Here is a 21,801-nt window from a genome sequence, read left to right as displayed (position 1 = left end):
CCACCGGAGGTCCGGTGACGGGGCCGGGAGTTCACGGCGATGTCACTTGTCGGTCTTCGGCGCGGCCGGCTTCTTGGCGGCGGCGCTGGTGGTGGTCGTCGTGGTCGTGCGGCGGGCCGGGGCGGCCGTCTTCGGGGCCGTCTTGTTCGCGACGCGGCGGCTGGCCGAACGGGTCTCGTGGGCGACGTCGTCACCCAGCTCCTCGATGGCGTCGGCCGCGTCGCCGGCGACCTCGGTCACCTTGCGGGCGGTCTTCTCGCCGGCCGAACGGGTGCGCTTGGTGACCTTGGCCAGCACGCCGTCGACGCGCTCGCGGACCTCGGTGGTCACGTCCTCGACCTGGCCCTGCGCGGTGGTCAGCGCCTCTTCGAGCTGCTCGATGGCCTTCTTGACCTGCGGCTGCGCGGCGATCTTGTCCCACGCCTGCTCGCCCGACTCGGCCAGCTTGTTGTACAGCTTGAGCGCGGCCTCGGTGTACTCGTCGATGACCTTGCGCAGCTCGGCCGGGTCCAGCTTCTCGCGGATGCTCTCGACGTCGGTCGGCAGCTCCTGCAGGTTCTTGCGGGCGACCTCGCCGCTCTTGGTCACGTTCTCCTTGGCCTTCGCCACGGCGTCGGTGACGGCGTGGGTGGCCAGGTTGCCGGCGCCGAGCGCGGCGAGCAGCGGGGTGCGGACCTGGTCGAGGGCAGTGTTGACGGCCTTCTTGACGTCTTCGGTCTTGGGGGTGGTCATGCTGACTCCTTGGTGTTCGCGGCGGTGTCTGGGGTGTCCGTGGTGCTGGGGGTCTCCGGGGCGGGAGAAGCTCCGGCGGCCGGCCGTGCCGCGGCGTTCTCCCGGCGGAAGGACTCGTAGACGTCGAGCAGGACCTGTTTCTGCCGTTCGGTCAGCTCGGCGTCGGCGCGGATCGCGTCGCCCACCGGCCCGCCCGTCGGCAGGTCGAGGATCCCGGCCTGCACGTACAGCGCTTCCGCCGAAATGCGCAGGCCCTTGGCGATCTGCTGCAGGATCTCCGCGCTGGGCTTGCGCACCCCGCGCTCGATCTGGCTCAGGTACGGGTTGGACACGCCGGCGAGCTTCGACAGCTGGCGCAACGAGATCTTCGCGGTGTTGCGCTGCTGGCGGATGTACTCGCCGATGTCGGAAGCGATGTCCGCGACCTTCTCCATGGGACTGCCGGATCCTGACGTCCCACCGGTCTCTGCCATCCGGTCACCTCCTCGCGACACTTTCGACGGTACGCGCGAGTGCTAGCTATTGCAAGCACTCTGCTTGCAACCATCGGGTGTGACGCTCACCGCTACCGTGGTCCCATGACGCGCTCGGCCCGGCTGCGGCGACGCCTCGTCGAGCACCTCCTCGACGAGGACGTCCTGCACGCGCCGGAGTGGATCGCCGCCTTCCGCGCGGTTCCCCGCCACGTCTTCCTGCCGCGGTTCTTCGTGCCGGCGGGCGGGCTGTGGGCGGCGGTCGACCGCGGCGACCCGGGCTGGCTGGAGACCGTCTACTCCCGCGACGTGCTGGTGACGCAGCTCGACGACGACCCCGGCCGCTGGGAGCTCGCCCGGCGCACCGGCCCGGTCACGGGCACGCCGACGAGCTCGTCGAGCATGCCCTCGATCATGGCGATCATGCTCGAAGAGCTGCGGGTGCGCGACGGGCACTGCGTGCTCGAGATCGGCACCGGCACCGGGTACAACGCCGCGCTGCTCAGCCACCGCTGCGGCGCCGGTCAGGTGTCCACAGTGGACATCGACCCGGTGATCGTCACGGCGGCGCGCGAGCGGCTGGCCGCGGCGGGCTACCACCCGGCGTGCGCGGTGGGCGACGGCGCGCTCGGCTTCCCGGCGGGCAAGGTCTTCGACCGGGTGCTGTGCACGGCTTCGGTGACGTCGATCCCGCCGGCCTGGCCGGCGCAGACCGCACCGGGCGGGCTGATCGTGACGACGCTCAACCGCCCGATCGGCGCCGGGCTGGTCCGGCTCGTCGCCGGTGAAGACGGCACCGCGCAGGGCCGCGTCCTCGCGCGCGACGGCCGGTTCATGCCGCTGCGTGCGCACCGGCTACCGGAGACCGGCCCGCTGCCGATGCCCTCGCGCGGCGATTGGGAGCAGACACGGCTGCCGATGTCGACCGTGCTCCAGCCGCGCAGGCAGTTCGAGTTCTTCGCCGGGCTGGCGCTGCCCGGCGTCCGTCCGGTGCGCGAAGGCGACGACGACGAAGCACCGGGCGTCGCGCTGGTCCACCCGGACGGCTCGTGGGTGCGCCACCGCAAGCGCGGCGGCGCCGACGAGGTCGCCCAGGGCGGCCCGCGGGCGCTGTGGGAGCTCGCCGAGGCCGCCTACGTCGAGTGGTGCGAGCTGGACAAGCCGGACCGCGACCGGTTCGGGGTCACCGTGACCGGCGACCGTCAGGAGTTCTGGCTCGACTCCCCCGGCGGCCGCACCTGGCCCCTCCTCTGACGCGGGGCACTTTCACGTGAAAGTGCCCCCCGGGGTCAGGGCAGCCGCGCGCGGATCCACTTCTCGACGTGGTCGGCGGTCGCCGCCACGGGGACGTCCGTCGTGTCGAAGAGGTCCACGCCGAGTTCGGACGCCGACTTCTGCAGCCAGTCGTTGAACTCCAGCATCTCCTCGATCCGGGGCTCGTCCCACTCGCGCCACGCCGGACGCGCCCGCAGCCGGGCCCGCAACGACTCGGGTGAGCCGACGAGGGCCAGGTAGTGGATGTGGCTGAAGAACGCGCGCTCCGGCAACGGCTCGAACTCCGGCGGCGCGACGGTGCCGCACAGCACGACCGGGCGGCCGTTCTGGTGCAGCACCGCCGCCATCCGCAGCCAGGCCGAGCGGAACGCCGCGACGTCGTCGCGCAGGCCGCTGAGCCAAAGGATGTCCTGCTCCAGCACGACGACGTCGCCGGCGAAGCGCTCGGCCAGCAGCGGCCCCATCGTCGACTTCCCGGCGCCGCTCGGCCCCGTCAGCGCGAACAGCGGCAGCTTCCGGAACGGCCACTCGTGTCCACACTTCCCGCAGGTGACGACGGAGCCCGCGACGACCGGGCGGTCTGCCCGGTCGCCGCACGACGGGCAGATCCGCAGGTCGAGCCCCACCTCAGTCGAAGAGGTTCTCGAGGAAGCCGCGCTTGCGGTGGCCGCCGCCGTGCCCGTACGGGCGCGGCGAATCCGAATGACCGCGGTACCCCTTGGGGGAGTCCGCGTAGCCACCCCGGTAGCCCTTGGGCGAATCCGGGTGGCCGCCACCCCCGCGGTACGGGCGTGGCGAGTCGGGACGGCCGTAGTGCGCCGTCGGCGCCGGACCTCCCTGGTAGGGCGGCGGCTGGTGCCCGTAGAACGAGCTCTCCGCGCCGGAGATGGCCTCGAGTTCGCCGCGGTCCAGGAAGATCCCGCGGCAGCCCTCGCACTGGTCGATGTGGACGCCGTTCTTGTCAACGGTCCGCATCTGGTTCTGGCACTTCGGACAAATCACATATCAGAGCCTACGCATAAACGACAGCGCTGTCCTTCAGCACGCGCAGAGACAGAACGGGTGCCCCACCGGATCTGCGTAGACGCGGAACGTCTCCGGCGCGTCGTCCAGCAGTTTCGCCCCCAGCCCGAGCACGCGTTCGTGCGCCGCTTCCAGATCCGTGACGTTCAGGTCCAGGTGCACCTGCTGCGGGTTCTCCGCGGACGGCCACGCCGGCGGCCGGTAGTCGGGCACCCGCTGGAACGCGATGCCCGCGCCACCCGCGGGGTTGGCCAGCGTCACCCAGTGCCCGTCCTCGGCCACGTCGGGCGCCTCCCACTCCAGCACCGCTCGGTAGAACCCGGCCAGCGCCACCGGGTCAGGGCAGTCGAGGGCCACCACACCCAGGGTCGGTACCGCACTCATCGTCGCTCCCTTCGATCGTGAGTAACCAGTGAACTGATTATGTGGGTTAGTGGGCCGAGGGGCAACCACCGGCCGCCGTACACTCGGCAGGTGCACACCGACGCCTCCCTGGTGGTGGAGTTCCTCAACACGGTCAACGTCGAAGAGGGCACTGACCTGCTCGAAGATCCCGGGCAGTGGCACGAGTGGGCGGCCGCGCACGCCTTGGCGGCGAATCCGGCCGCCGAGGCCCGCGCGGCGCGGGACGCCTTGCGCGCGGCGATCGGCGACCCGCGGCTGCGCGGCGGCAGCGGCGCCGTCGTCAACGTCGACACCCGGATCTCGCTCACCGCCGACGGCCCCGCGCTCGTCGCGGACGACGTCGTCGGCGCGGTGTTCGCGGCCTGCGCGCGGCTGGTCGTGCGCGGCGACTGGGTCCGGCTGAAGATCTGCCCCGCCGACACCTGTCTCTGGGCGTTCTACGACGAGTCGCGCAACCGCTCGCGCACGTGGTGCTCGATGCGCGTCTGCGGCAACCGCGAGAAGGCGCGAGGCTGGCGCGCCCGCGCCGGCGCGGGCTGAGCCGTCCTCATCCGAGCGGCGGACCCTCGAACGGCTGTGGACAACTGGGGGACGATGCACCACATATCCACGCCCCGGGCCGCCCGGCCCCCACACGTTGTGGACAGCCATTAGGCCATCACCGTGAAAAGCTGTGGATAACCCGGGGGATAACTCAGCTTCCTGTGGACAACTGGTTTGAAGGTCCCCCGGGTGTGGTATAGGCAGTGGCCGTCAGAACAGCAGCTCCGCGACGGCGTAGATGACGAGCCCGGCGAGCGCGCCCACCACCGTGCCGTTGATCCGGATGAACTGCAGGTCGCGGCCCACCTGGAGCTCGATCTTGCGGGACGTCTCCTCGGCGTCCCACCGCTCGACCGTGTCGGTGATGATCGTGGTGATCTCCCGTGAGTAGTTCTTCACGAGGTACGCCGCGGCCCCCTCGACCCAGCCGTCGGCCTTCGCGCGCAGGTGGTCGTCGGTGATCAGCCGCTGCCCGAGCGACGTGAGCCCGAGCCGGACGCGCCGGCGCAGCTCGCTCGACGGGTCCTCGGCCGCGGTCAGCAGCATCTCCTTCGCCGTGCTCCACGCCGAGCCGATCAGCCGCTGGACCTCCTCGTGGTGCACGATCTGGCCCTTCACCTGCTCGGCGCGGGCCATCACGTCCGGGTTGGTCTGCAGGTCCTGGGCGAATTCGCCCAGGAACTTGTCCAGCGCCAGCCGCATCGGGTGGTTGACGTCGGTCTTCACCGCCCACGCGAAGGACAGCACCTCGCCGTAGACCTTGTCCGCCAGCATCTCGTCGACGAACTTCGGCGACCAGCTCGGCGCCCGGTCCGACACCACGCGCAGCATCGTCGTGTGGTTGTCGCGCACCCACTCGTAGCCGCGGTCGCACATCAGGTCCACGAGCTTGTGGTGCGCGCCGTCGGCGAACACGCCCTGCAGGAGCTTGCCCAGCGGCGGGCCCCACGGCTTGTCGATGATCCGGCGCGCGACGGCCTGCTCCATGATCGCCTGGACGTCCTCGTCGCGGAGCACCTTCACGGCGGCGCGGACCACCGTGGCCAGCTCGGACGTCACGCGCTCGGCGTTGTCGGGCTCGGCGAGCCACGCACCCAGGCGGCGAGCGATCTCGACGCGCTTGAGCTTGTCGCGGATGACCTCCTCGGAGAGGAAGTTCGACCCGACGAAGTCGCCGAGGCTGCTGCCCAGCGCGTCCTTCTTGTTCGGGATGATCGCCGTGTGCGGGATCTTCAGCCCGAGCGGGTGCCGGAACAGCGCCGTGACGGCGAACCAGTCGGCCAGCGCGCCGACCATGCCGGCCTCGGCCGCGGCGCGCACGTACCCGACCCAGCCCGGCCAGCCGCTCGCCTGCGCCCAGCTGGCCAGCAGGAACAAGAGCGTGGCGCCGAGCAGGAACGACAGCGCGACGAGCTTCATCTTGCGCAGCGAACGCCGCTTTTCCTCTTCACCGGCCGCGCCGCCCGGTGGGTCGGCGGGCGTCACCTTCGCGGGGGTCAGTTGCTCCACATCGCCATTGTCCGTGAGGATGGCTGATCGTGCGCGAACCTGCTCTCGTCCCCCGGCTCCGGCCGTTCACGTCGACCATCTTCGCCGAGATGACGGCCCTGGCCGTCCGGCACGACGCCGTCAACCTCGGCCAGGGCTTCCCGGACACCGACGGCCCGGACAGCATGCTCGAAGCGGCGAAGAACGCCCTGTTCGGCGGGGCGAACCAGTACCCGCCGGGGCCCGGGCGGCCCGAGCTGCGGGCCGCGATCGCGCGGCACCGGCTGCGCTACGGCACCGAGTACGACCCGGACACCGAGATCCTGGTCACCGCGGGCGCCACCGAGGCCATTGCGGCAGCACTGTTGGCGCTGACCGAGCCCGGCGACGAGGTCATCGTCATCGAGCCGTACTACGACTCCTACGCCGCCGCGGTCGCGATGGCGGGCGCCGAACGCCGGGTCGTCGGCCTGGTCGAGGGCCCGGACGGCCGGTTCGGCCTCGACGTCGACGGCCTGCGCGCCGCCGTCACGCCGCGGACCAGGGCGATCCTGGTGAACTCGCCGCACAACCCGACCGGCACCGTGTTCACCCGCGCCGAGCTGGAAGCGCTCGCCGCCCTGTGCGTCGACCACGACCTCATCGCCGTCTGCGACGAGGTGTACGAGCACCTGGTCTTCGATGACGCCGAGCACATCCCGCTGGTCACGCTGCCCGGCATGCGGCCGCGGACGGTGAGCATCTCCAGCGCCGGCAAGACGTTCAACTGCACGGGCTGGAAGATCGGCTGGGTCTGCTCGACGCCGGAGCTCGTCGCGGCGGTGAAGGCGGCGAAGCAGTTCATCACCTTCGTGTCGGGCGGCCCGCTGCAGCCGGCCGTCGCGCACGCGCTCGACCACGAGCTGCCCTGGGTCGACGGCCTGCGCGGATCGCTGCAGGAGAAGCGCGACCGGCTTTCGGCCGGGCTCGCGGACGCCGGGTTCGCCGTCCGGCCGACGGCGGGCACCTACTTCGTCTGCGTCGACGTGCGGCCGCTCGGCTTCACCGACGCGGCCGATCTGGCCTGGGAACTGCCGGGCCGGGTCGGGGTCGCGGCGGTGCCGGTGAAGGTGTTCACCGATCACCCGGACGAGTGGAAACACCTGCTGCGTTTCGCGTTCTGCAAGCGCAACGAAGTCATCGACGAGGCCATCACCCGGTTGCGCAAACTGGTCTGATCACCGCGCACCGGCTGAGTAGACGTCTTCGGCGGCCGTTCCGGCGCGGCACCGGGTGCGGCTCCGGCTCGGCCGGCGTTCCGGCGGCCGACCGGGCCGGGCCGCGCGTCCACCACTTGCCGCTCCGGGTCGTCACGCTCCGCGACGGCGACGACGGCTTCCGCGATGGTTGCGGCAGGGCGTGAGCAGAGCCGCCGCGCGGTGCTCCCCCTGGCGGGCACCCGCCGCACCGGAGGCCTCGCGGACAGCCGGCCGGCGGCTTCGTGATCACGGACCGCAGCCGGGTCCCGCGCCGGTCGGCCTCACGTGGTTTCGGCGCAGGGCAAGCGAAGCCGCGTGCGGAACCCATTCGGCCCAGTCCCGGTCCCCCATCCCGGGCCGAATTCCGGTCGCCCGGCCGAAAGCGCGAGGTGCACACCGAGCGGAGCCGAGCCGACACCATGCGCGTCCGCGGCCCGGGAAACATCAGGTCAACCCGGGACGTGCAAATTGCAGCACTCGTCCGAATGGCCGTAGGTGAACACCCGAACGGCACTGAGAGTGATCAACTTGTCGGCCGCAGATACCTTGCGCGGTAGGCCCGTTGGGCCTTACGGACTGGATCGAACGCGGGAGAGGTGAAAGACTCGCGAGCGGTGCTAGAAAGAGTGCAGCCCCGGGGGAACTGCGACCTGGCCGGAGAAAGACCCAGCAAGGACGGGCTCGAGCGGGAAACCGCGGGAGCCTCAGGCGCGGACGGTGGTGGTGGCGGTGAGCAGCACGGCGGACGCGCGCCGCGACGCTCCCGTGCGGCCTGCGCTCACCCCGCGTGAACCGGCGGCTTTGCACGCGCGCGTACGCGTGCCGCGCCCGTGGACGGCGTCGCTGCAGCGGCCCGCCGCCAAGATCCTGGTCGCCGGCGGCCTGACGTTCGCGGGCTGGCTGCTCGGCGCCGCGCTGTCCGGCAGCACCGCCTCGGCGGCCGACCGGCCGGTATGCCCCGAGGCCCCCGCGGTTTCCACTGTGGACCATGCCGCCGCGGACCATGCCGCAAAGCCGTTCTGGCACGCCAGGCACCGCAGGAGCCACCACGAGACCGGCGACGCCACCTGCGCGCTGCAGCCGAAGACCGACAGCGCCGGCTCGCGCGCGGCGGACGAGCCGCCGGCCGGTGAGCCGCGGCCGCAGGCGGACCAGACCACAAAGGACAGCTCGCCCGCCGGAGCGCCGGCCGCCACGTCTTCGGAAAGCACTTCCACCGACGAGCCCGCGGCCACGCCGGACAGCTCCTCCACCGACGAACCCACCGCCACGCCGGACGGCTCCTCCACCGATGAGCCCACGGCCACGCCGGACAGCGTTTCCGCCACGGAGCCCACCGCCGCCGCGCCGGAAAGCTCGCCCACCGGCGAGCCCGCCGCGACGTCCGCTGAAAGCTCTTCCACCGACGAACCCGCCACCACGAAGGCGGCCTCCTCCGACAGCTCGCCGGCCGAGGCGCCGCAGGCCACCTCCTCGAGCGGGAACCTGCTCGGCGGCCTCGTCGGCAGCACCCTCAAGACCGTCACCGGAGCGACCACAACGGACTCCGCCGAAGCACCCACGAAGGCCACTTCGTCCGGCGGCGACCTGCTCGGCGGCCTCGTCGGCAGCATCCTCGAGGTGGTCGGCGGGACGCTCTCCACCGTCACGGACACCCTCGGTGCCGTCACGTACACGCTGTCCCACACCGTGCTCGCGCCGCTCACCCAGCCGCCCGCGGGCCACCCCGGTGCGGCCGTGCTGCTGCCCCTCGACGACATCCTGGCCCCCGTGCTCGGCGGCAGCTCGAACTCCGGCGGCGTCACCGCGACCGTGCCCGGCGTGACGGTCGTCGTCACCCAGGCGCCGGCCACGGAGACCGGCCCCACCGCGGTCCCCACGATCACCACGACACCGCAGACCTCCCGGGTCGCGGTCACGCACTTCGTCGTCCGGCACGCGAAGCCGTTGCCGCCGGTCCACGAGCAGCCGCGTGACTCCGGCACCCACGCCACCGGCGGGGGCGGCGATTCCACGCCCGGCCTGCCCGGCGGCACCACCGCGCCGAGTGCGCCGGCCCCCACCGCCGCCCCGGGCCACGACGGTTCCGGCGGCGCCCGCCACGCTTTCGCCGTCCACACCGACGACGTCACCACCACGCAGCTCAAGCTGATCGGCACCAGCCGCGACCACGAAGTCGACGGCGCAGGCAGGGATGCCGCCCTGCCCACCACCTCCCCCGACTGACCCCCGACCGGGCAGCCGGGGACAAGTGCGCCCAAATCAAGATCATCAAGGCGCACCCGCACGCCGTTGAGGCGTGACGTTTCCCCTGCTCCAGTACGTAATCCGTGGCTCTTTCACGTCTCGTGACGCCGTGGCGCGTCCGACGTACCCCAGGGGCGAAAACCATGCGAACCCACGAACTTTCCGACCGGCCGACCGCGCCCGGCCGGGTCGGATCCCGGTCCCGGCGCCGCGCTGCCCCCGCGGCGCCGGGACCCACACCGGGTGCGCTCCGGGAGCCCTTGCTCACCGCGCCGAGCGAGGACTCGCAGTACCGCGAGCGCACCTGAGCCTGCGGCTTCCCGGCACGTCGAGGGGCTGTGCCGGGAAGCCGCGGCACCCGCGAACGGGGTCACGTCCGTGAGCGGGGTGTGTGGAACGACGAACCGGTGCGCTGGATGCACATGAACGCCGCCCATCCCTGGGAGGAGGCTCGCATCCAGCGCACCGGTTCGTTCATGCGATGGGCGCGTCGAGCGAAGCCGGCGTCGCCCGGACCGACGCCGCCGCCGCGCCGAGGCGGCGGATCGCTTCGCGGATCTTCTCCGGCGGCAACGCGAACGGCAGCCGGATCCAGCGCTCCATGCCGCCGTGAACGCCGAAGCGGGAACCCGGGGCCACCTGGATCCCGTGACTCGCCGCCGCCACCGCCAGGCGCGAACTCACCGGCTCCGGCATGCGGCACCACAGCGACAACCCGCCCTTCGGCAGCGTGAACGTCCAGTCCGGCAGGTGCACGTTCACCGCCTCCGCCAGCGCGTCGCGGTTGCCTCGCAGGTCTTCGCGACGGCGGGCCAGCGCCGCCCAGCCGTCGGCTTCCAGCAGTTCCGAGAACACGACCTGCTCGAAGACCGGCGAGCCGAGGTCGACCGCGTAGCGCGCCGAAACCAGGCGGCCGAGCAGGTCCTCCGACGCGCGGATCCAGCCCAGGCGCAGGCCACCCCAGTGGGACTTCGACGCCGAGCCGACGCAGATCACCAGGTCGCCCGCGAACGCGGCCAGCGGCGGCGGCCCGTCGAGGGGATCGCCTTCGAGGTCCAGTTCGACCAGGGTCTCGTCCACCACCACCGGCGTCCGGGCGCGGGACAGCACGGCACCGAGCCGGTCGCGGCCCTCCGCGTCCAGGCGCAGGCCGGTCGGGTTCTGGAAGTCGACCACGAGGTAGGCCAGGCGGGGGGACGCCTGGCGCAGGGCCGCGTCGACGCCGGCGATGTCCCAGCCGCGGGTGCCGGTGGGGTCGAGGGCGACCGGCACCGGGATGGCGTGCGCGGCCCGGATCGCCTCCAGGGCGTTCGGGTAGGTCGGCTGTTCCACCAGCACCCGGTCGCCCGGCCCGGTCAGCATCCGCAGGACCAGCACGAACGCGTGGTGCGCGCCGTTGGTGACCATGATCTGCGCGGCCGTGGTCGGCAGCCCGCGCTCGGTGTACCGCCGGGCGATCTTCTCCCGCAGCGTCAGCAGGCCGCGCTCGGAGTAGCCGTGCTGCCCGAGGTGCTCGACGAGGGCGCAGCGGGCCGCGTCGACGGCCGTGACCATGCCGGGCGGAGCCGCCGGTGAGGCGTGGGCGAAGTCGATCAGGTCGTCGCCGTCCGGGACGACCTGATCGCGGCGACGCCGCCCGGGTGCGGTGATCCACGAGCCGGCACCCCGGCGGCTGGCCACGAACCCGTTCTCCCGCAACCGGTCCAGGGCCCCGCCGATCAGCGTCCGGCTCGCTCCGAGCGCCTCGGCCAGCTCGCGCTCGGCGGGCAGCCGGGTGCCGAGCGGGAGCTGGCCGTCGAGCACCTGCAGTTCGAGCGCCGCGGCCAGGTCCGCGGCCCCCTGGCGGGAGCCACCTTGCCGCCACGAGCCCAGCATGACGGCCAATCGCGGCCCGGAAATGCGTCCACCCAGCGGGATCACGGGTTCCATCAGGCCAATATCTCAGAATTGGCTATGGTTTACCAGGCCACTTACGGTCAATAGTGGTCAACGTGGCTCAGATCGATCTCCGGCCCGTCCGGATCACCCGCGACCCCGTCCGCCGCAGCGTCCAGTTGCTCGCCGGCCTCGCCCTCTACGGCACGAGCGTCGCCATGCTCACCCGCGCCCACCTGGGCCTCGAACCCTGGGGAGTGCTGGCCGAAGGCGTCATGAAGCACACCGGGCTGACCTTCGGCACGGTGACCGGCGTGATCTCGGTGGCCGTGCTGCTGCTGTGGATCCCGCTGCGCCAGCGGCCCGGGATCGGCACGGTGGCGAACGTCGTGGTCATTTCGGTGACCGTCGACCTGGTCCGGGCGGTACTGCCGGAGCAGCACGAACTCGGCTGGCAGATCGCGCTGCTGGCCGGCGGGGTCGCGCTGAACGGCTTGGCGACCGCCACCTACGTCGGCGCGCGGCTCGGCCCCGGGGCCCGCGACGGCCTGATGACCGGGCTCGCGGCGCGCACCGGCCGGTCGGTCCGGCTGGTGCGCACCGGGATCGAGGTCACCGTGGTCGCCGCCGGGTTCGCGCTCGGCGGCACGCTCGGGTTCGGCACAGTGCTCTACGCGCTGGCCATCGGCCCGCTGACCCAGGCGCTGCTGCCGCTGGTCGTGTGGCGCGAACCGCAGCGCGAAGAGCAGCAGGCCGTTCACTAACCCGCCTTGCGCTGCTGCACGGCCCGGCGCAGCGTCACGTAGTCCGTGCCGTGCCGGGCGAGCACGTCGTCGGTGCCGCGCTGCTGGGCCAGTGCCAGCAGGATGTGCTCCTGGCCGAGGTGCCTGTCGCCCAGCCGGACGGCTTCCCGGAGGCTCAGCTCCAGGGTTTTCTTCGACTGTGCGGTGAAGGGGATGTGCCCGCGCTTGGCCGGGCCGAGCCGTCCGGCCAGTGCGCCTTCGCCGTGCGTCTGCTCGACGCGTTCGACGATCTGCTCGACGTCGATGCCGAACTCGGTGAGCGCCTCGGCGTCGGCGTCGCTCACGCCGCCGCGGCGCCGGGTGCGCGCCAGTTCGGCCGCGATGTCGTCGGTGGACACGCCCAGCTCGGCGAGCACCTGGACGCCGGTCTTCACCAACGCGGCGAGCAGGTGGGCGGGCCCGATCTCCACCGAGCCGGACTCCCGCGCCACGAGCTGCGCCTCGACGACCGCCATCCGCGCGTCGGCCGTGAACCTCTCGAACATCAGTGCCTCCCGTACTTCTTGTGCACGGCCTGCCGGCTGACCCCCAGCTCGGCGGCGATCTCCTGCCACGACCAGCCGTGCACCCGCGCACTGCGGACCTGCACGGCCTCCAGTTGTTCCAGCAGCCGCCGGAGCGCGGCGACCGCGCGCAGCCCCACCCGGGGATCGCGGTCACCCGCCCGGGCGGCCAAATCCGTCGCTTCCGTCATGCTTGTCAACCTACGTTGACATTCCCCGGCTGTCAACTCGCGTTGACACGCTCAGCGCGAAGCCTCCGGAGGAGCGACGTACAGTCGGGTGATGCCCGAGATCGCGATCGCCGAGCGGGCCGGGGTGGGCGCCGACGGCCACCCGCGCCCCACCGAGGACCACGTCGTCGTGCTGGACAACGCGGTGCTCGTCCTCGACGGCGCCACCTCGTCGGACCCCTCGCACCCCCCGGGCGGCTGGTACGCCGAACAGCTGGCCCGGCGCCTCGCCGAAGACCTCCGCGCGGCACCCCGCGCCGACCTGGCCGAGGTACTGACCGGCGCGATCGCCGCCGTCACCGCGGAACACCGCCTGCGGCCGCAGCGCTCACCGTCGAGCACGGTCGCGGCCGTGCGGTGGCTCGAAGACCGCGTCGACGCGCTCGTGCTGGCCGACAGCCCGGTGGTCGGCTTCGGCGGCTTCGGCGTCGACATCGTCTCGGACGACCGGCTGGCCCGGCTGCGGCGGCGCGGGATGCTCCAGACCGGCGCCGACGTCCGCCGCCGCCGCAACACCCACGACGGTTTCTGGGTCGCCGAAGCCGACCCGGGCGCGGCCGCGCACGCGGTCCGGCGCGGCTGGCGGCGGGCCGACGTCGACGCGGTGCTGCTCGCCAGCGACGGCGTCTCCATCGGCGTCGACCAGTACGAACTGTTCGACTGGCGCGAGGTGCTGGCGGTCACCCGCGCCGACGGGCCGGACGCCGTGCTGGCCGCCGTCCGCGCCGCCGAGAAGCAGGATCCGGACGGCGAACGCTGGCCCCGGCCGAAGCGGCACGACGACCAGGCTCTGGTCCTCGTCGATTTCAATTCGGGGGTTAATCAGGGTCTTCCCTGATCACGGGCGTCGCGTTTCCGGCGACCCTGGACGGTATGGGGATCGAAGCGGGGAAGCGCACGAGACCGTGGCGGCTCGTCGCGCTGGGCGCGATCGGGTGGGGCCTGTTCACCGCCGTGGTGCTGCACGTGGTCAGCTCACGCAACCCGGTGTACGACACGCTGTCGAGCTACACGGTGACCGACCGCGGCGAGGGGATGCTCGCGGCGAGCGTGCTCTCGCTGGCCATCGGGTCGCTCGCCGTGCTTGGGGCGCTGCTGGCCGCCGGCGTACCGCTGTCGCGGACGACCCGGTTGCTGCTCGCGCTGTGGGCGCTCGGGATGGCCGCGGCCGCGATCTTCCCGGCGAGCTACCCCGAGGCGCCGGACCCGGTCAGCGGCGAAATCCACCTCTACGCGTGCCTGGTCGCGTTCTGCAGCCTGCCCGGCGCGGCGATCTCGCTGCTGGAGCCGCTGCGGGGCCGGCCGGAGCGCGTGGCGCTGGTCCGGGCGATCCGGCTGACCGCGGGGGCGTTCGCGCTCTTCGCCGTGAGCTTCGTGTTCGTGCGGCTGAGCGAAGCCGAGGTGGGGCCGTTCCGCGAAATCTCCGACGCCTTCCCGATCGGCGTCACGCAGCGGCTGCTGCTGCTCGCCGACGTCGTGCTGCTGGGCACGATGCTGTGGCTCGCGACCCGGCTGGAATCAGCTTTCGACGGCCGCCGCGAATTCGGGCGCGTAGCCGTACAGGCCGGGCATGCCGCCGGTGTGCAGGAACACCACGTGATCGTCCGGGGCGAAGTGGCCCGCCCCTTCGACCAGCGCGGCGGCCACTTTGCCGGTGTAGACCGGATCGAGCACCACCCCTTCGGTGCGGCCGAAGAGCCGTAAGGCGTCCCAGACCGCGTCGGTCGGGATGCCGTAGCCGGGGCCGAGCGTGGAGTCGCTCATTTTCGTGTGCGCGAGCGACGGCGGCTCGAGGCCCAGCAGCTTCGCGGCGCCGGCCGTCAGCTCGCGCAGGTTCTCCGTGGCCTCGTCGAGCGGGTGGCTGACGCACGCGATGCCGACGCCGAGGTTCTTGAGAAGCGCGGCGGCCAGGACAACCCCGGCCGCGGTGCCGCCGCTGGCGTGCGGGACGACGAGGTGGGCCCGCTCGATGCCACGTTCTTCCAGCTGCTTCGCGAGTTCGTAGGTGGCGCGGACGTAACCGAGCGCGCCAAGGTCGTTGGAGCCGCCGACCGGGATCGTGACGGCCTTCCGGCCGTCGGCGGCGGCTTCGGCGACCAGGCGGTCGTAGGTGCGGCCGGTTTCCTCCCCGTCCGCGCAGACGTGGACGGTGGCGCCGAAGAGCCGGTCGAGGGGGAGGTTGCCGCCGCGTTCGTACGCCTCGCCGTCACGCGGGACCTTGGCCGTGAGCACGAGTTCGCAGCGCAGCCCGAGCTTCGCGCACGCGGCGGCGGTCTGGCGGCCGTGGTTGGTCTGGAGCGCACCGAAGGTGATCACGGTGTCGGCGCCGGCCTCCCGGGCGGCGCCGAGGTGGTACTCCAGCTTGCGGAGCTTGTTGCCGCCGGCGCCGAGCGGGTGCACGTCGTCGCGCTTGAGCAGGAGGTTCGGCAGGCCGAGGGCTTCGCCGAGCCGCGGCGCCTCGTGCAGCGGAGTCGGCCAGCCGCCCAGGTCGACGCGGGGGATCGCGGCCAGCGCGGCGTCGGGGAATCCGGCGAAGTCGAACGTCATCAGCCCTCCAGGCTCGGCTACCCGCCCAACTCTAAAGCGCGCCCCAAGGCCGCCCTGGTAGCACAACATCAACCCCACCATCCCCATCAGCCCCAAAAAGCGCCACTTTCCCTATGAAAGTTGTCCGTCCATGCGTCCCGCCATCGCCCTCGACGGAGGCCACCTCGGGGCGCTGGGGAGTGGTGGAAGACCGGCGGTATCCGGTAACGTTCGTTCGAACGAACGAGAACCTCCGGGGGCCGCCATGACCGCTACGAGCCTCGACTTCACCGGCCTCGCCGCCCAGGCCGCGCAGCTCGCCGCGGGTGAGGTCACCTCCGCCGAGCTCACCGCGGCCGCCCTCGGACGCGCGCACGCGAGCCAGCCCACCCTCAACGCGTTCCGCTCCCTGCGCGACGACGAGGCCCGCGCCGAAGCCGCCGACGCGGACCGGCGCCGGCAGGCCGGCGACCGCGCTCCCCTGCTCGGCGTGCCGGTCGCGATCAAGGACGACGTCGACCTCACCGGCCTGCCCACCGCGTTCGGCTGCGCCGGCGAATTCCCGTGCGCGACGGCCGACGCGCCCGCCGTCGCGCTGCTGCGCGAGGCCGGAGCTGTGATCATCGGCAAGACGAACACCCCCGAGCTGGGCCAGTGGCCGTTCACCGAGGGCCCGGCCTTCGGCGTGACGCGCAACCCGTGGCACCCCGGCCACACCCCCGGGGGTTCTTCGGGCGGGAGCGCGGCCGCGGTGGCGTCGGGGGTCATCGCGGCCGCGCTCGGGTCCGACGGCGCCGGTTCGGTGCGCATCCCGGCCGCGTGGACCGGGCTCGTCGGCATCAAGACCCAGCGCGGCCGGATCCCGACCGACGGCGAACTGTTCCACGGCCTCACCGTGCTCGGTCCGCTGGCCCGCACGGTCGAAGACGCCGCCCTGCTGCTCGACGCCGCCGCGGGGACCCCCGGCCTGTTCCGCGCGGCCGCCGGGCGCGAGCCCGGGAAGCTGCGGATCGGGCTGTCGACGCGGATCCCTTTCACCGCCACCAAAACGCGGCTCGACCCGGTCGTCGAGGCCGCCGTGCGGCGGCTCGCCGAGTCGCTGGCCGGACTGGGCCACGAGATCGTCGAGGTCGAGCCGGACTACGGGCTCATCGGGCTGACGTTCCTGCCGCGCTCGCTCACCGGCGTCCGCGACTGGACGCTGCGGGTGCCCGACCGGGCCGGGCTCGACCCGCGCACGCGCAGCAACGCCGGCCACGGCCGGCTGCTGGCCGGGCCCGCGCTGCGGCTGGCCCGTGCCCTCGAGCCGGGACTGCACCGGCGGATCGGCTCGGTGTTCGGCCGCGTCGACGTGCTGCTGACCCCGACCACCGCGACCCCGCCGCCGCCGGTCGGCACGTTCGACGGGCTGTCCGGCTGGGAGACCGACCAGGCCATGATCGCCGCCTGCCCGTACGCTTGGCCGTGGAACGTGCTGGGCTGGCCGGGGGTCAACGTCCCGGCCGGGCAGACGGCGGACGGGCTGCCGCTCGGCGCGCAGCTGCTCGGCCCGTCGCACGCCGAGGAGCGGCTGATTTCCCTTGCCGCGCAACTGGAAGAGGTCGAACGGTGGCCGGAGCGGCATCCCGCGACAAGCTGGTAAGCACCCGGGACGCCATCCTGCGCGGCGCACTGACCGTCGTCGGGGAGCACGGGGTCGGCGGGCTGACGAACCGCCGGATCGTCGCCGCCGCCGGTGTCTCGCTCGGCACGCTGACCTACCACTTCCCCAGCCAGACGGCGTTGCTGCGCGAGGCGATGCTGCTGTTCGTCGAGGAGGAGACGGCGAAGCTCGGCGCGATCGCCGACGGCTACCGCGCGGACGGGCTGAGCATCGAGCAGGCGGCTTCGGTCGTCGAGCACGTCATCGCGCAGCTGCCCTTCGGCGCCGACGAGCTCGGCGCGCACGAGCTGTACCTCCAGTCGGCCCGCGATCCCGAGCTGCACGAAGCTTCTTCGCGCTGCTTCGCGGCGTACGACGAACTGGCGGTGACGATCCTGGCGGCGGTGGGGGTCCCGGAGCCGCGGCGGCTGGCCGGGCCGGTGGTGGCGCTGATCGCGGGGTTGCAGCTGCGGCGCCTGGCCACCGGCGAGACGGACACCCCGGTGGCGGAGCCGCTGGTGATGCTGATCCGCGGGGCCTGATGGCCCGGCCGATCGTCCGCGGCACGGCGGCGTGGAAGTACTTCGGCGACTTCCGCGACGTGCTGCTGGCCGGGCAGGTGCTGGTGCTGCAGGTGGCGCACCCGGTCGTCGCGGCGGGCGTGCGGGACCATTCGGACTACACGGCGGATCCCTGGACGCGGCTGATGCGGACGGGCGCGTCGCTGTCGATCTACGTCTACGGCGGCGTTTCCGGTGCCCGCGTGGAAGCCGAGCGGTTGCGTGCCCTGCACCGGACGTTCACCGGCGTCGCGGACGGACGGCGGTACAGCGCACTGGATCCGTCGGCGTACGCGTGGGTCCATGCGACGTTGGTGAAGGTTCCTGTTGACGTGCAGCGGTTCTTCGGACGACCACTGTCCACATCGGAGCTCATGGAGTACTACGCGCAGATGTGCGACGTCGGGCGGCTGCTCGGCGTGCGGGAGCGTGACCTGCCGCCGGACTGGGCGGCGTTCGAGCGCTACTACGACTCGATGGTGGCCGGGTTCGCGGCGAACCCCGCGACAGCCGAGCTGTTCGAGACGATCCGGACGGTGCGCAAGCCGGTCGGATGGCTGCCGGACCGGTGGTGGTTCCCGCTGCGGCGGGCTCAGGCGCGGGGGCAGCTGTTCCTGATCCGGGCGACCCTGCCCGCCGAGTTCCGGACGCGGCTCGGTCTACAGTGGACTCCACGGGACCAGCGGCGCTTCGATCGCTTCGCGGCGGCGGTGCGGCTGTTCGCGGCACCGATCCCACCCGGGCTGCGGACGGCGCACATGCGCTGGATCGGCAAGCTCAACGTGTGGTTCCGCGCGCACCCGCGGGCGTACCGGGCGTTGGTCCGCCGAGCCGGCCCGGGCGCCCCACCGGGCACTTTCACGTGAAAGCTCGGTCAGTCGCGGCGGAGGGTGCGGGCGTAGTGGGCTCGGGCCTTGGCGCGGTTGCCGCAGCGGGACATCGAGCACCACTGGCGGTTGCGGCGGGGTGAGGCGTCGCAGAACCGCTGCCCGCAGTCGTCCGCCGCGCAGATGCGGACGTCCGCGTCGCTCGTGGCCAGGTCGATCGCGTCCGCCGCCAGTGCCGCGAACGCCGCCGCCACCGGGTCCTTCGGGGCCGGGACCTCCCGCCGCAGCACGCCGCCCACCAGCGCCAGGCGCGGTGGGGGCGCCGGGGCCGCGGCGGCCGCGTTGTTGACCAGCTCGACGTCCATCTTCGACGGCTCCTCGGGCGGCAGCAGCACCCGATCGATCGCCTCCCGCAGCGCCTTCGCCGCCAGCACGTTGCCCGCCGTCACCGGCACCGGGCACGTCGTGAGCCCGGCCAGCGAAAGCCACTCGGCCAGCGCGTCCGGACCCGTCAGCAGCTCCACGCCCGCTTCGTGCCGGCTGCGCATCGTGTTGACGAGGTCGAGGCACGGCCGTCCGCCGTCGAAGACCCACTCCATGTCCGCCACTCTAACCCTTGAAGACAGTTAGAAGCAGCGCTACCGTCTAACCCCATGAACCGGTTAGAGAACCTCGCCACCGTGAACGGCATCCGCATGCACTACCTCCGCGCGGGCGACGGTCCGCCGCTGTTCCTGCTGCACGGCTGGCCGCAGACGTCGCACTGCTGGCACAAGGTCATGGCGCCACTCGCCGAGACGCACACCGTGATCGCCCCCGACCTGCGCGGCTACGGCCGCACGGACAAGCCGAAGGCCGGCTACGACAAGCGCACGATGGCCGCCGACGTCGCCGCTCTCGCCGACCACCTCGGCTTCGCGAAGACCGCCGTCGCCGGGCACGACCGCGGCGGCCGCGTCGCCCACCGCTGGGCCCTCGACCGCCCGGGCCAGGTGACCCGGCTGGCCGTGCTCGACATCGCGCCGACCCGCGCGATGTGGCAGCGCCTCGACGCCGGCACCGCCAAGGCGTACTGGCACTGGCTCTTCCACCTCCAGCCCGACCTGCCGGAACTCCTGGCCGGGCAAAACATCGCCGCCTACCTCGGCTACTTCTTCGAACGGTGGACCTACCAGCGCCACGCCCTCGACGCCGACGCGCAGGCCGAGTACGTCCGCGCCTTCTCCCAGCCCGGCGCGCTCAGGGCCGGCTTCGACGACTACCGCGCCTCCTTCCCCGACGACGCCGAACTCGACGACGCCGACTTCGCCGCCGGAAAGCGCCTCACCCAGCCACTTCTCGCCCTCTGGGGCGCGAACGGCCTGCTCGGCACCCTCCCGACCCTGGACATCTGGCAGGAGTACGCGAACGACGTCACCGGCGAAGCCCTCGCGGAGTGCGGCCACTTCCTCCCCGAGGAACAGCCCGATGAAGTCGTCGCCCACCTGCGGAAATTCCTCGATCCCTGAGGTTCCCCGGGGCCGAGGGTCCCCCGAACCGGGGACCATGATTCCCTCGCCGCCGTGACGCCCGCCACCGGCCGCACCGGTTAGGTTCGGCTCACGATGGGGAGCGAATCGAAAGCCGCACTGTTTTCAAAAGCAGCACTGCTGATGCTGCTGGCCGTGCTGGGGATCGCGGCCGGAGGCGGGACCGCGCACGCCGACGGCGCACCGGGCGGCACCGACATCCAAGTGGCCCAGACGCTCGGCGCGCGCGAGCTGACCGTGATCATCCGCCGCGTCGACACGACGCCGTCGCCGCTGCGGGTCGACGTCGTGACGCACCAGGGCACCGCGCCCGGCACGCTGCACCTCGCCGTCGCGGCCGACGGCGTCCCGAATTCGAGCACCGACGTCGTCCTCGGCGCCACCCCGGGCGTCTACGCGGGAAATCTCCAAGTCGACAAACCCGGGCCGTGGGAGCTTTCGCTGAGCGACGGCACCGGACCGGCGGCCACGATCCCGTTCATCGTGCCGGCGCGGGTGGTTCCGCCGTGGGAGAAGGCGACCTACGGCGGGTTCGTCGCCGCGGGCGCGTTCCTGTTGCTGGCCCTGATCGTGGGGGTGCGAGCGAAAAGGACCGCGTTCGCGCTGATCCCGGCGGCCGGCGTGGTCGCCGGGATCGCCGTCGCCGTCACCGGCGCACTGCTGTCGGCGAGCACTCCCCCGCCACCCGCGCCCGGCAGCCGGCTGGATCCCACGTTCGACAACGTCACCGACCCGTACGCCAACGCCCAAATGTCCACTGTGGATTATTCGCGGCCGCCGGTGAACCTCGCCGTCCACCACGAAGGCAACGAGCTCGGGCTGCGGCTCACCGACGGTGCCACCGGCCGCCCGGTCGACGACCTGCTCGTCCACGACAACGCCTTCGTGCACCTCGTCCTGGTCTCGCCGTCGGGACGCCTCGGCCACCTGCACCCGGTGCGCGTCGGCCCCGGCGACTACCGCGTCACCGTCACCGATCCGGAAGCGGGCACCTACGCCGTCGCCGCCGAACTCGCCCGGCGCGGCGGCGGCGTCCAGCTGGTCAGGTCCACTGTGGACCTCAACGGCACCGCCGCTCCCGCGCCTGAACCACCCGGCCCTGGGCCGCGCACGGTCGACGGCACCCCGGTCGAGCTCACGGTCGGCCCGGGCACGCCGACCACCATCACCGCGCGCTTCCCCGCCCAGGACCTCCAGCCGTGGCTGGGCATGCTCGGCCACCTCATCGTCACCGGGCCGATCACCGGGCCGGTCGGCGAAAGCGCCGCGAAGGCACCGACCTGGGCGCACGTCCACGCGATGGTCCCGCCGGTCGCGGGACAGCTCGACCGTCCCGATGAGACAGTCGCCGCGTACGGCCCGGACGTCGGGTTCACCTACACCTTCGCCCAGCCGGGCCGGTACCGGATCTGGCTGCAGGCCGAACGCGGCTACCGCGTGCTCACCATCCCCGCCGTGGTCGACGTCCCGGCGACCGGAGCCGGCCGATGAGACGCCCGACGTGGCCGATCGCCGTCGTCGCACTCCTCGTCGCGGCCGGTGCCGCATGGCTGTTGGGGGGCGGCAGTGGCCCGAAACCCGCTGCCCGGCAAGCAGTTTCGGGTCCGTACACGGTCCAGTTCTCCGCGGAACAGCCGCGCATCGGCGGCAACACGTTCGCGGTGGCGGTGACCGGGCCGGCGCCCGAATCCGTCACGGTCGCGCCGGTCATGGCGCAGATGGGGCACGCGCTCCCACCGGTGCCCGCCGCGCCGGACGGACCCGGCCGCTTCCGCGCCGCGGACGTCGGGCTGCCGATGGCCGGGCAGTGGGAGATCACCGTTTCGCTGCGCGGCCCCGGCGGGCCCGCGCAGGTCGTCTTTCCGTTGCTCGTCAAGTAAAG

23 protein-coding genes and 1 pseudogene are annotated in these 21,801 nt (G+C 72.6%); 13 read left to right on the top strand and 11 right to left on the bottom strand.

Features of this window, described 5'->3' with window-relative positions; genetic code table 11:
* Positions 1-42: 42 nt before the first annotated feature.
* On the bottom strand, positions 43-732 hold the full coding sequence (locus tag ACLJQE_RS07065; protein WP_410638179.1) for a hypothetical protein: 690 nt from the start codon (positions 730-732) through the stop codon (positions 43-45).
* Complete coding sequence (locus tag ACLJQE_RS07060) at positions 729-1,166, bottom strand: helix-turn-helix domain-containing protein (RefSeq protein ID WP_410638344.1); 438 nt, start codon at positions 1,164-1,166, stop codon at positions 729-731. The genes ACLJQE_RS07065 and ACLJQE_RS07060 overlap by 4 nt, the downstream gene beginning before the upstream one ends.
* Before the next feature lie 144 nt (positions 1,167-1,310).
* On the opposite strand from ACLJQE_RS07060, the gene ACLJQE_RS07055 reads away from it, so the two are divergent.
* A complete protein-coding gene (locus ACLJQE_RS07055; RefSeq protein ID WP_410638177.1) occupies positions 1,311-2,459 on the top strand; it encodes a methyltransferase domain-containing protein in 1,149 nt (382 codons plus the stop codon).
* Positions 2,460-2,494: 35 nt separating this feature from the next.
* Here ACLJQE_RS07055 and ACLJQE_RS07050 read toward each other — a convergent pair whose 3' ends face one another.
* From ACLJQE_RS07050 to ACLJQE_RS07040, 3 genes are read right to left on the bottom strand one after another with little or no spacing between them, the layout of a single operon-like run.
* Complete coding sequence (locus ACLJQE_RS07050; protein ID WP_410638175.1) at positions 2,495-3,106, bottom strand: AAA family ATPase; 612 nt, start codon at positions 3,104-3,106, stop codon at positions 2,495-2,497.
* A 1-nt stretch (position 3,107) separates the two neighbouring features.
* Positions 3,108-3,482, bottom strand: a complete 375-nt coding sequence (locus ACLJQE_RS07045; protein WP_410638173.1) for a zf-TFIIB domain-containing protein — start codon at positions 3,480-3,482, stop codon at positions 3,108-3,110.
* Between the two features lie 36 nt (positions 3,483-3,518).
* The gene (locus ACLJQE_RS07040) at positions 3,519-3,887 is read right to left on the bottom strand and encodes a VOC family protein (protein WP_410638172.1); all 369 of its coding nucleotides are present in this window, start codon (positions 3,885-3,887) and stop codon (positions 3,519-3,521) included.
* Between the two features lie 90 nt (positions 3,888-3,977).
* Here ACLJQE_RS07040 and ACLJQE_RS07035 point away from each other — a divergent pair, with 90 nt between their 5' ends.
* Positions 3,978-4,448: a CGNR zinc finger domain-containing protein gene (locus ACLJQE_RS07035; RefSeq protein WP_410638170.1), complete on the top strand. Its 471-nt coding sequence runs from the start codon at positions 3,978-3,980 to the stop codon at positions 4,446-4,448.
* Between the two features lie 213 nt (positions 4,449-4,661).
* On the opposite strand, the gene ACLJQE_RS07030 is transcribed toward ACLJQE_RS07035, so the two are convergent.
* Positions 4,662-5,960 (bottom strand): DUF445 domain-containing protein, encoded by a 1,299-nt coding sequence (locus tag ACLJQE_RS07030; protein ID WP_410638169.1) that lies wholly within the window; start codon positions 5,958-5,960, stop codon positions 4,662-4,664.
* 29 nt (positions 5,961-5,989) lie between these two features.
* Here ACLJQE_RS07030 and ACLJQE_RS07025 point away from each other — a divergent pair, with 29 nt between their 5' ends.
* Positions 5,990-7,156 carry a pyridoxal phosphate-dependent aminotransferase gene (locus ACLJQE_RS07025; protein WP_410638167.1) on the top strand — a complete coding sequence of 389 codons (1,167 nt, stop codon included), beginning with the start codon at positions 5,990-5,992 and terminating at the stop codon, positions 7,154-7,156.
* A gap of 750 nt (positions 7,157-7,906) precedes the next feature.
* Positions 7,907-9,403: a hypothetical protein gene (locus ACLJQE_RS07020; RefSeq protein ID WP_410638165.1), complete on the top strand. Its 1,497-nt coding sequence runs from the start codon at positions 7,907-7,909 to the stop codon at positions 9,401-9,403.
* Positions 9,404-9,898: 495 nt separating this feature from the next.
* Here ACLJQE_RS07020 and ACLJQE_RS07015 read toward each other — a convergent pair whose 3' ends face one another.
* A complete protein-coding gene (locus tag ACLJQE_RS07015) occupies positions 9,899-11,353 on the bottom strand; it encodes a PLP-dependent aminotransferase family protein (RefSeq protein WP_410638163.1) in 1,455 nt (484 codons plus the stop codon).
* 62 nt (positions 11,354-11,415) lie between these two features.
* Between ACLJQE_RS07015 and ACLJQE_RS07010 the strand changes: the two genes are divergently transcribed.
* Positions 11,416-12,063, top strand: coding sequence for a YczE/YyaS/YitT family protein (locus tag ACLJQE_RS07010; RefSeq protein WP_410638161.1), 648 nt, complete (start codon positions 11,416-11,418; stop codon positions 12,061-12,063).
* Here the strand turns inward: ACLJQE_RS07010 and ACLJQE_RS07005 are convergent.
* A complete protein-coding gene (locus ACLJQE_RS07005) occupies positions 12,060-12,587 on the bottom strand; it encodes a Clp protease N-terminal domain-containing protein (RefSeq protein ID WP_410638159.1) in 528 nt (175 codons plus the stop codon). The two genes, ACLJQE_RS07010 and ACLJQE_RS07005, sit on opposite strands and share 4 nt — an antisense overlap.
* A complete protein-coding gene (locus ACLJQE_RS07000) occupies positions 12,587-12,796 on the bottom strand; it encodes a sigma factor-like helix-turn-helix DNA-binding protein (protein WP_004559389.1) in 210 nt (69 codons plus the stop codon). Before ACLJQE_RS07000 ends, ACLJQE_RS07005 begins: the two co-directional genes overlap by 1 nt.
* 91 nt (positions 12,797-12,887) lie before the next feature.
* On the opposite strand from ACLJQE_RS07000, the gene ACLJQE_RS06995 reads away from it, so the two are divergent.
* Both ACLJQE_RS06995 and ACLJQE_RS06990 read left to right on the top strand, forming a co-directional pair.
* Positions 12,888-13,673, top strand: coding sequence for a protein phosphatase 2C domain-containing protein (locus ACLJQE_RS06995; protein WP_410638157.1), 786 nt, complete (start codon positions 12,888-12,890; stop codon positions 13,671-13,673).
* A gap of 35 nt (positions 13,674-13,708) precedes the next feature.
* Positions 13,709-14,275 (top strand): annotated as a pseudogene (locus tag ACLJQE_RS06990) (DUF998 domain-containing protein); the annotation flags it as partial.
* 78 nt (positions 14,276-14,353) lie between these two features.
* On the opposite strand, the gene ACLJQE_RS06985 reads toward ACLJQE_RS06990, so the two are convergent.
* A complete protein-coding gene (locus ACLJQE_RS06985; RefSeq protein ID WP_410638155.1) occupies positions 14,354-15,382 on the bottom strand; it encodes a D-cysteine desulfhydrase family protein in 1,029 nt (342 codons plus the stop codon).
* Positions 15,383-15,626: 244 nt separating this feature from the next.
* Here ACLJQE_RS06985 and ACLJQE_RS06980 point away from each other — a divergent pair, with 244 nt between their 5' ends.
* The 3 genes from ACLJQE_RS06980 to ACLJQE_RS06970 are packed head-to-tail and all read left to right on the top strand — an operon-like array spanning position 15,627 to position 18,429.
* The gene (locus ACLJQE_RS06980; protein ID WP_410638154.1) at positions 15,627-17,003 is read left to right on the top strand and encodes an amidase; all 1,377 of its coding nucleotides are present in this window, start codon (positions 15,627-15,629) and stop codon (positions 17,001-17,003) included.
* Positions 16,970-17,545 (top strand): TetR/AcrR family transcriptional regulator, encoded by a 576-nt coding sequence (locus ACLJQE_RS06975; RefSeq protein WP_410638153.1) that lies wholly within the window; start codon positions 16,970-16,972, stop codon positions 17,543-17,545. The genes ACLJQE_RS06980 and ACLJQE_RS06975 overlap by 34 nt, the downstream gene beginning before the upstream one ends.
* Positions 17,545-18,429, top strand: coding sequence for an oxygenase MpaB family protein (locus ACLJQE_RS06970; protein ID WP_410638151.1), 885 nt, complete (start codon positions 17,545-17,547; stop codon positions 18,427-18,429). The genes ACLJQE_RS06975 and ACLJQE_RS06970 overlap by 1 nt, the downstream gene beginning before the upstream one ends.
* Positions 18,430-18,437: 8 nt before the next feature.
* Here ACLJQE_RS06970 and ACLJQE_RS06965 read toward each other — a convergent pair whose 3' ends face one another.
* Positions 18,438-18,989 carry a CGNR zinc finger domain-containing protein gene (locus ACLJQE_RS06965; RefSeq protein WP_410638149.1) on the bottom strand — a complete coding sequence of 184 codons (552 nt, stop codon included), beginning with the start codon at positions 18,987-18,989 and terminating at the stop codon, positions 18,438-18,440.
* Between the two features lie 54 nt (positions 18,990-19,043).
* On the opposite strand from ACLJQE_RS06965, the gene ACLJQE_RS06960 reads away from it, so the two are divergent.
* The 3 genes from ACLJQE_RS06960 (at position 19,044) to ACLJQE_RS06950 (ending at position 21,799) form a co-directional block, all read left to right on the top strand.
* Complete coding sequence (locus tag ACLJQE_RS06960; protein ID WP_410638148.1) at positions 19,044-19,898, top strand: alpha/beta fold hydrolase; 855 nt, start codon at positions 19,044-19,046, stop codon at positions 19,896-19,898.
* Between the two features lie 144 nt (positions 19,899-20,042).
* Positions 20,043-21,410, top strand: a complete 1,368-nt coding sequence (locus ACLJQE_RS06955) for a hypothetical protein (protein WP_410638146.1) — start codon at positions 20,043-20,045, stop codon at positions 21,408-21,410.
* Complete coding sequence (locus tag ACLJQE_RS06950) at positions 21,407-21,799, top strand: FixH family protein (RefSeq protein ID WP_410638144.1); 393 nt, start codon at positions 21,407-21,409, stop codon at positions 21,797-21,799. Before ACLJQE_RS06955 ends, ACLJQE_RS06950 begins: the two co-directional genes overlap by 4 nt.
* The last annotated feature ends 2 nt before the right edge of the window (positions 21,800-21,801 follow it).

Origin of the sequence: Amycolatopsis sp. lyj-346 (assembly GCF_046548975.1) — a bacterium.
Taxonomy (GTDB): domain Bacteria; phylum Actinomycetota; class Actinomycetes; order Mycobacteriales; family Pseudonocardiaceae; genus Amycolatopsis.
Note: the sequence above shows the minus strand (reverse complement) of the source record. Positions and strands in the feature narration are given on the sequence as shown.

Coding starts and splice junctions, on each gene's coding strand:
- ACLJQE_RS07065 (WP_410638179.1), bottom strand. CDS start 732: ATGACCACCCCCAAGACCGAAGACGTCAAGAAGGCCGTCAACACTGCC.
- ACLJQE_RS07060 (WP_410638344.1), bottom strand. CDS start 1,166: ATGGAGAAGGTCGCGGACATCGCTTCCGACATCGGCGAGTACATCCGC.
- ACLJQE_RS07055 (WP_410638177.1), top strand. CDS start 1,311: ATGACGCGCTCGGCCCGGCTGCGGCGACGCCTCGTCGAGCACCTCCTC.
- ACLJQE_RS07040 (WP_410638172.1), bottom strand. CDS start 3,887: ATGAGTGCGGTACCGACCCTGGGTGTGGTGGCCCTCGACTGCCCTGAC.
- ACLJQE_RS07015 (WP_410638163.1), bottom strand. CDS start 11,353: ATGGAACCCGTGATCCCGCTGGGTGGACGCATTTCCGGGCCGCGATTG.
- ACLJQE_RS07005 (WP_410638159.1), bottom strand. CDS start 12,587: ATGTTCGAGAGGTTCACGGCCGACGCGCGGATGGCGGTCGTCGAGGCG.
- ACLJQE_RS07000 (WP_004559389.1), bottom strand. CDS start 12,796: ATGACGGAAGCGACGGATTTGGCCGCCCGGGCGGGTGACCGCGATCCC.
- ACLJQE_RS06995 (WP_410638157.1), top strand. CDS start 12,888: ATGCCCGAGATCGCGATCGCCGAGCGGGCCGGGGTGGGCGCCGACGGC.
- ACLJQE_RS06985 (WP_410638155.1), bottom strand. CDS start 15,382: ATGACGTTCGACTTCGCCGGATTCCCCGACGCCGCGCTGGCCGCGATC.
- ACLJQE_RS06980 (WP_410638154.1), top strand. CDS start 15,627: ATGACCGCTACGAGCCTCGACTTCACCGGCCTCGCCGCCCAGGCCGCG.
- ACLJQE_RS06970 (WP_410638151.1), top strand. CDS start 17,545: ATGGCCCGGCCGATCGTCCGCGGCACGGCGGCGTGGAAGTACTTCGGC.
- ACLJQE_RS06965 (WP_410638149.1), bottom strand. CDS start 18,989: ATGGAGTGGGTCTTCGACGGCGGACGGCCGTGCCTCGACCTCGTCAAC.
- ACLJQE_RS06960 (WP_410638148.1), top strand. CDS start 19,044: ATGAACCGGTTAGAGAACCTCGCCACCGTGAACGGCATCCGCATGCAC.
- ACLJQE_RS06955 (WP_410638146.1), top strand. CDS start 20,043: ATGCTGCTGGCCGTGCTGGGGATCGCGGCCGGAGGCGGGACCGCGCAC.
- ACLJQE_RS06950 (WP_410638144.1), top strand. CDS start 21,407: ATGAGACGCCCGACGTGGCCGATCGCCGTCGTCGCACTCCTCGTCGCG.